7 protein-coding genes are annotated in these 5,083 nt (G+C 59.3%); 3 read left to right on the top strand and 4 right to left on the bottom strand.

The features are described from left to right. The coding region (locus AC2VNK_RS02440; protein WP_486882677.1) for an NAD(P)/FAD-dependent oxidoreductase at positions 1-534 on the top strand (534 nt) is incomplete at its 5' end. Positions 535-618: 84 nt separating this feature from the next. Then, a complete protein-coding gene (locus AC2VNK_RS02435) occupies positions 619-1,023 on the top strand; it encodes a group III truncated hemoglobin (RefSeq protein ID WP_291521057.1) in 405 nt (134 codons plus the stop codon). Here AC2VNK_RS02435 and ilvA read toward each other — a convergent pair. From ilvA to AC2VNK_RS02415, 4 genes are read right to left on the bottom strand one after another with little or no spacing between them, the layout of a single operon-like run. Further along, a complete protein-coding gene (gene ilvA, locus AC2VNK_RS02430) occupies positions 1,020-2,552 on the bottom strand; it encodes a threonine ammonia-lyase, biosynthetic (RefSeq protein WP_291521059.1) in 1,533 nt (510 codons plus the stop codon). The two genes, AC2VNK_RS02435 and ilvA, sit on opposite strands and share 4 nt — an antisense overlap. Continuing rightward, the gene (locus tag AC2VNK_RS02425; protein ID WP_291521061.1) at positions 2,549-2,920 is read right to left on the bottom strand and encodes a winged helix-turn-helix domain-containing protein; all 372 of its coding nucleotides are present in this window, start codon (positions 2,918-2,920) and stop codon (positions 2,549-2,551) included. Before AC2VNK_RS02425 ends, ilvA begins: the two co-directional genes overlap by 4 nt. Next, positions 2,917-3,885: a YheT family hydrolase gene (locus AC2VNK_RS02420; RefSeq protein ID WP_291521063.1), complete on the bottom strand. Its 969-nt coding sequence runs from the start codon at positions 3,883-3,885 to the stop codon at positions 2,917-2,919. The genes AC2VNK_RS02425 and AC2VNK_RS02420 overlap by 4 nt, the downstream gene beginning before the upstream one ends. Next, positions 3,882-4,091: a (2Fe-2S)-binding protein gene (locus tag AC2VNK_RS02415; protein WP_291521065.1), complete on the bottom strand. Its 210-nt coding sequence runs from the start codon at positions 4,089-4,091 to the stop codon at positions 3,882-3,884. Before AC2VNK_RS02415 ends, AC2VNK_RS02420 begins: the two co-directional genes overlap by 4 nt. Before the next feature lie 347 nt (positions 4,092-4,438). Between AC2VNK_RS02415 and AC2VNK_RS02410 the strand changes: the two genes are divergently transcribed. After that, on the top strand, positions 4,439-5,083 hold a 645-nt coding region (locus AC2VNK_RS02410), incomplete at its 3' end, for a GNAT family N-acetyltransferase (protein ID WP_486882676.1).

Raw genomic sequence — 5,083 nt, 5'->3', positions numbered from 1 at the left:
GTGCATGAGCCGGTGGACGCCGCCGAGGTGGTGGTGGCTTTGGGCGCCTGGTCGCCGGATGTGACCGGATCTCTGGGCTACCACCCGCCGCTTTTTGTAAAAAGGGGCTATCACATGGACTACGCCCAGCCGGTGGCGACACCGCTCTGTCACCCGGTGCTCGGTGCCGATCAGGGCTATATGCTGGTGCCCATGCAGCGCGGTATCCGGCTGACGACCGGTGCGGAGTTTGCGCGCCGGGATGCACCGCCTTCCGCTATTCCGCTTAGCCGGGCGGAGGCGCAGGCACGGCGGTTATTGCCTGCCCTCGGCGGGCGTCTGGACGCCGACCCCTGGATGGGGGTGCGCCCCTGCACCCCCGACATGCTGCCGATCATTGGTCGGGCGCCGGGGCATCCGGGTGTGTGGTATGCCTTCGGCCACTGTCACCAGGGCCTGACCCTAGGGCCGACCACCGGGCGTTTGCTGGCCGAGATGATGTTGGGTGAAACGCCGTTTACGGACCCCGCTCCCTACCGACCGGAGCGGTTCTGAACGGCTGGTTTTTAGATGTTGACCCGCAGTTGCTCCATCAGCAATACTGCATATTTCCGCAGTCTGCGGACGCCGGAGCCGATCATGGAGCAGGTAAGCCCTCCCAAACGCCGTCTCGAACCCCTTTGCGAGAAGATTACGCTGCCAGTGATCCGTGTCGTGGTGGATGATTTCTACAATCGCATCCAGCATCACCCGACACTGGCAGAGCCTTTTTCCATCGTCCAGGACTGGGAGTTGCACAAGGATCGTCTCGTTCACTACTGGTGGACCGTGTCCGGCGGACTTCCCTACAAAGATTACCGCTATGCGCTGGGCGACAAGCATGCTCCGGTCGGAATAACCCATCCGCTGGTGAATGACTGGCTCGCGCTTTTTCACGAAACCATGCTGGATCACATGGATGCGGATATTGCCCGTCGCTGGCAGGGTATGGCGGCGGGTATCGGCGAGTCCCTGCGCCTGATGTTCGCCCCGCGCGGGGATTAAGCAGAGGCTCGGTGCTGACCCTGATCCAGAAAAAACCGGTAGGCCGGGTTGGCGGTTTCCGCCACGTGCGGGTAATCGAGCCGGGCAAGCAGCGATTCGAATTGTGCCATCTCGCTGTCCGGCACCTCAAAGCCCGCCAGCACCCGGCCCAAGTCGACGCCATTATTGCGATAGTGGAAGAGACTGATATTCCAGTGTCCGCCCAGTTTGTCGAGAAACTCCATCAGCGCCCCCGGTCGTTCCGGAAACTCAAAACGATAAATCCGCTCATTCTGCGCGGCCGCCGCATGCCCGCCCACCATATGGCGGATGTGCAGTTTGGCCATTTCATCATCACTCAGGTCTAGCGCTTCGTGACCCGTGATCCGTAAGCTCTCCAGCAACGCACTGGCGTCTTTCCGGTCGCGGATGGCCACACCGACAAAAATATGCGCCTGATCCCGGTGGTGCAGGCGGTAATTGAATTCGGTGACGACCCGCTGACCAATCGCCGCACAGAAAGCGCGAAAGGCCCCCGGCCGCTCCGGGATGGTGACCGCAAACAGCGCCTCGCGGGCCTCGCCCAGTTCCGCCCGCTCGGCGATGAAGCGCAGACGGTCGAAGTTCATATTGGCGCCTGAGAGGAGGGCGACCCAGGCCCCGCCCTGACCGGGGTCGGTTACGGCCATCCGCTTGAGACCCGCCAGGGCCAGCGCCCCGGCCGGCTCCATAATGGAACGGGTTTCGTCGAAAACATCCTTGATGGCCGCACAGATCTCGTCATTACTCACCCGCACGATCTCGTCCACATATTTGCGGCAGAGGGCAAAGGTGTGTTCTCCTACCTGGCGCACCGCCACGCCGTCGGCGAAAATACCGACCTGGGGCAGAGTCACCCGCTTCCCCGCCAGTAAAGACTGATACATGGCATCGGCCTCAAAGGGTTCAACGCCAATGATGCGAATCTCTGGCACGATGGATTTCAGGTAGCCTGCCACCCCGGCAATGAGACCGCCGCCTCCCACTGGAACAAAAATCGCTTCCAGGCCGGCGCCCCGCTGACGGAGTATCTCTGCGCCTATGGTCCCCTGGCCGGCAATGACCAGCGGATCGTCAAAGGGCGGAATGAAGACCAGGCCCGATTCGGCGATCAGGGCGTCGCAATGCGCCTGCGCGTCGGAGTAGCTGTCGCCATGAAGAATGACCTCCGCACCCCGCGCCCGTACCGCATTGACCTTGATTTCCGGGGTGGTGCCGGGCATGACGATCACCGCACGAATACCCAGCTTCTGGGCAGCGTAGGCGACGCCCTGCGCATGATTGCCGGCGCTGGCGGTGATGACACCGCGTGCTTTTTCGGCATCCGAAAGCTGGACGATCTTGTTGTAGGCGCCGCGCAGTTTGAAGCTGAACACCGGCTGCAGGTCTTCGCGTTTGAACAGTACTTCGCGCTGCAGGCGTGCGCTCAGTTTGGGCGCCGCTTCCAGGGGCGTTTCCCGGGCCACATCGTAGACCCTGCTGCACAGTACTTCGCGGAGCAGATTTTTCACGAAGCGCTTTCTTCCGGTTTATGGAGTTGCATGAGTTTGCGGAATTCGGCGATATCGGGCGCCAGGGTCAGGTTTGCCTTGGCCTCCATAGCCTCGTAACGGATGAGTATCTCTTCCCCCATCTCGGTCAGATGCGCACCGCCGCCGTGACTGCCTCCGGTTGCGGTGCTCACCACCGGTGCCAAAAAACAGTGATTCATGGTGTCCACCAGCAACCAGGCGCGCCGGTAACTCATATTCATCGCCCGCGCCGCCGCAGAGATGGAGCCTTCTTCGCGGATATGGCGCAGAAGTTCGGCCTTGCCGGGGCCAATGGCGATGGCTTCCGCCAGCAGAACGCGAAGACGGGGTTGCAGGTGGTCTGTCATGGGATCATCTTCCTCTCAAAATAGTCCAGCAGCGTGTTTGGCAACCAGCGCAGATGGCCCGGAAAGGCTCCATCTATAAAGCCAACATGGCCGCCTTGCTCGGTGATGCAACGTGTTACGGCCGGGCTTGTCTGAACATTGCGCAGGCTGTCGACGGGTACAATAGGATCATCCGCACTGTTCAGAAGCAGTGTGGGCACGTTGATATGTGACAACAACGGCGCTGCGGAGCCCTCTTCCCAGAGGTGTCGGGCGCCTGAGAAACCATGTACTGGTGCCGTAAAATATTCATCGAAATCATACACGCTTTTTGCCGAAAAGACCCGTGGCCAGTCCGCCATATCCGGGTACCTGGCCTCGTAACGGCGGACAGAAGTCTTCATTTTCTGGAGAAAATACCGGTTGTAGAAGCGAAGATGGCTGGATTGCAGATACTCTGCTGTCGCGACCAGATCAATGGGGGCGCAGACCGCAGCCGCACGTTCCAGATTTTTGCGCGCCTCGTCTCCTACCTCGCCCAGATATTTGAGTAGGGCGTTACCGCCGAGGGAAACGCCGACGACGTAGCGTGGGCGACGCGGGAAGAGTGCAGTAGCACGCTCCAGCATCCAGCGAATCTCGGCACTATCACCCGCGTGGTAGCCGCGAGGCAGTAAGTTGTCTATTCCTCCGCAGCCGCGGAAATTGATAAAACAGCCTGCCCAGCCCCTCCGCCGCAAACCCGCCGCGAGGGAGCGGGCATAATGTCCCCGCGAACTGCTCGCCAAGCCATGAAAGAGAATAACCACGGGCGCATTGGCTGACGCGTCCACCCAGTCTACAGCGACCCGGTCGCCATCTGGGGTTTCCCAGATTTCCCGGCGAAAATCGACCGGATCTGAGCGGGCGAAAAAGGGCGCCCAGATGGTCTGAAAATCACCACCCCGCGACCACCAGGGCGGACAAAAAGCGCAGGAAGGATTCAATCCTCTATGTAGGCGTCGTGACTGCGCAAATAGGCTTCCAGATCGTCGATGCAACTGCCGCAGCCAGCGCCGCAGCCGGCGTGGACCATCAAAAGCTCCATAAAGGGCAGGGGTGCGGCGCGCTGACGCTCAAGAATTTCCTGAAAAGTGGCGGCCGAACAGCAGCAATAGGGGCTGTCATCGACTTCCTCGGGGGCGGCGGACATGGCGGAACTTTCACCTCTGATACAATGAAAAAAAGTAAAGGCATACAGTAACTATTGAGAGCGTGCGGTGCAAGAGCCTGCCGCGATCCACATCGGCACCGCCACGATTTGACGATCAGGGCTGGCATTGTTTGAATCATGATATAAAATACCCGTATCGACGATGGTCGCCGGGGGCGGCGACTTTTGCAGCAAGGTCAACATAATGTTTTAAGAAGAAAAGTTACCATCTCTGTGAGGGTCAGCGTATCATTGTTACAAAAAGTTCATAAAACTGTCGCACTATTGTCATGTTTATGAGTCATAATACGCAAGGTTTGCTATCGTTTTTACACGGAGAGCTCTGCATGCTCAGCACCCAATCTCACGGTAGTACTGGTCACGCCGCCACGAAGAAAGAGCGCTCGTTGCGTCTCTATCTGGCACGTCACCAGGATGAGGTAGAAGCGGCGCAACGACTGCGCTATGACGTATTCAGTGCCGAGTATGGTGCCCAGTTTAGTGGTCGTCCTGGGCTGGATCAGGATGAGTACGACCCCTTTTGTGAGCACCTGATTGTCGAAGATGAGGTCCGTCAGGAAGTTGTTGGTACCTATCGTCTCTTCCTCCCCGAGAAGGTCGCTCGGGTAGGCCGCTATTATGCTGAGACAGAGTTTGACCTTTCACGTCTGCTGGCGTTGAACACGCGGATTATGGAACTGGGGCGATCCTGCGTACACCCCGACTATCGTCAGGGCGCAGTGATTACGCTGCTCTGGTCGGGGCTGGCTGAGGCCATGGCGATGTGGCAAATCGATTATCTCATGGGTTGCGCGAGTGTACACAGTACCGACGGCCCGGCCCTTGGCGCCCTGTACCAGAGTCTCCATACGTACCTTACGCCGCAGGAGCAGCGTGTATTCCCCCTGCGCGCCGTTCCCAATTTTGATATGCAGGCGCAGGTAGGCCCCGCCACACTACCTAGCTTGCTCAAGGGCTATTTAAGGGCGGGA

It is taken from the genome of Acidithiobacillus sp. TH-A35 (genome assembly GCF_057473505.1).
This window is presented reverse-complemented; position numbering and strand designations above follow the sequence as displayed.

Bases quoted from the DNA above. Each gene is read 5' to 3' on its own strand.
- AC2VNK_RS02435 (WP_291521057.1), top strand. From the start codon at position 619: ATGGAGCAGGTAAGCCCTCCCAAACGCCGTCTCGAACCCCTTTGCGAG.
- AC2VNK_RS02425 (WP_291521061.1), bottom strand. From the start codon at position 2,920: ATGACAGACCACCTGCAACCCCGTCTTCGCGTTCTGCTGGCGGAAGCC.
- AC2VNK_RS02415 (WP_291521065.1), bottom strand. From the start codon at position 4,091: ATGTCCGCCGCCCCCGAGGAAGTCGATGACAGCCCCTATTGCTGCTGT.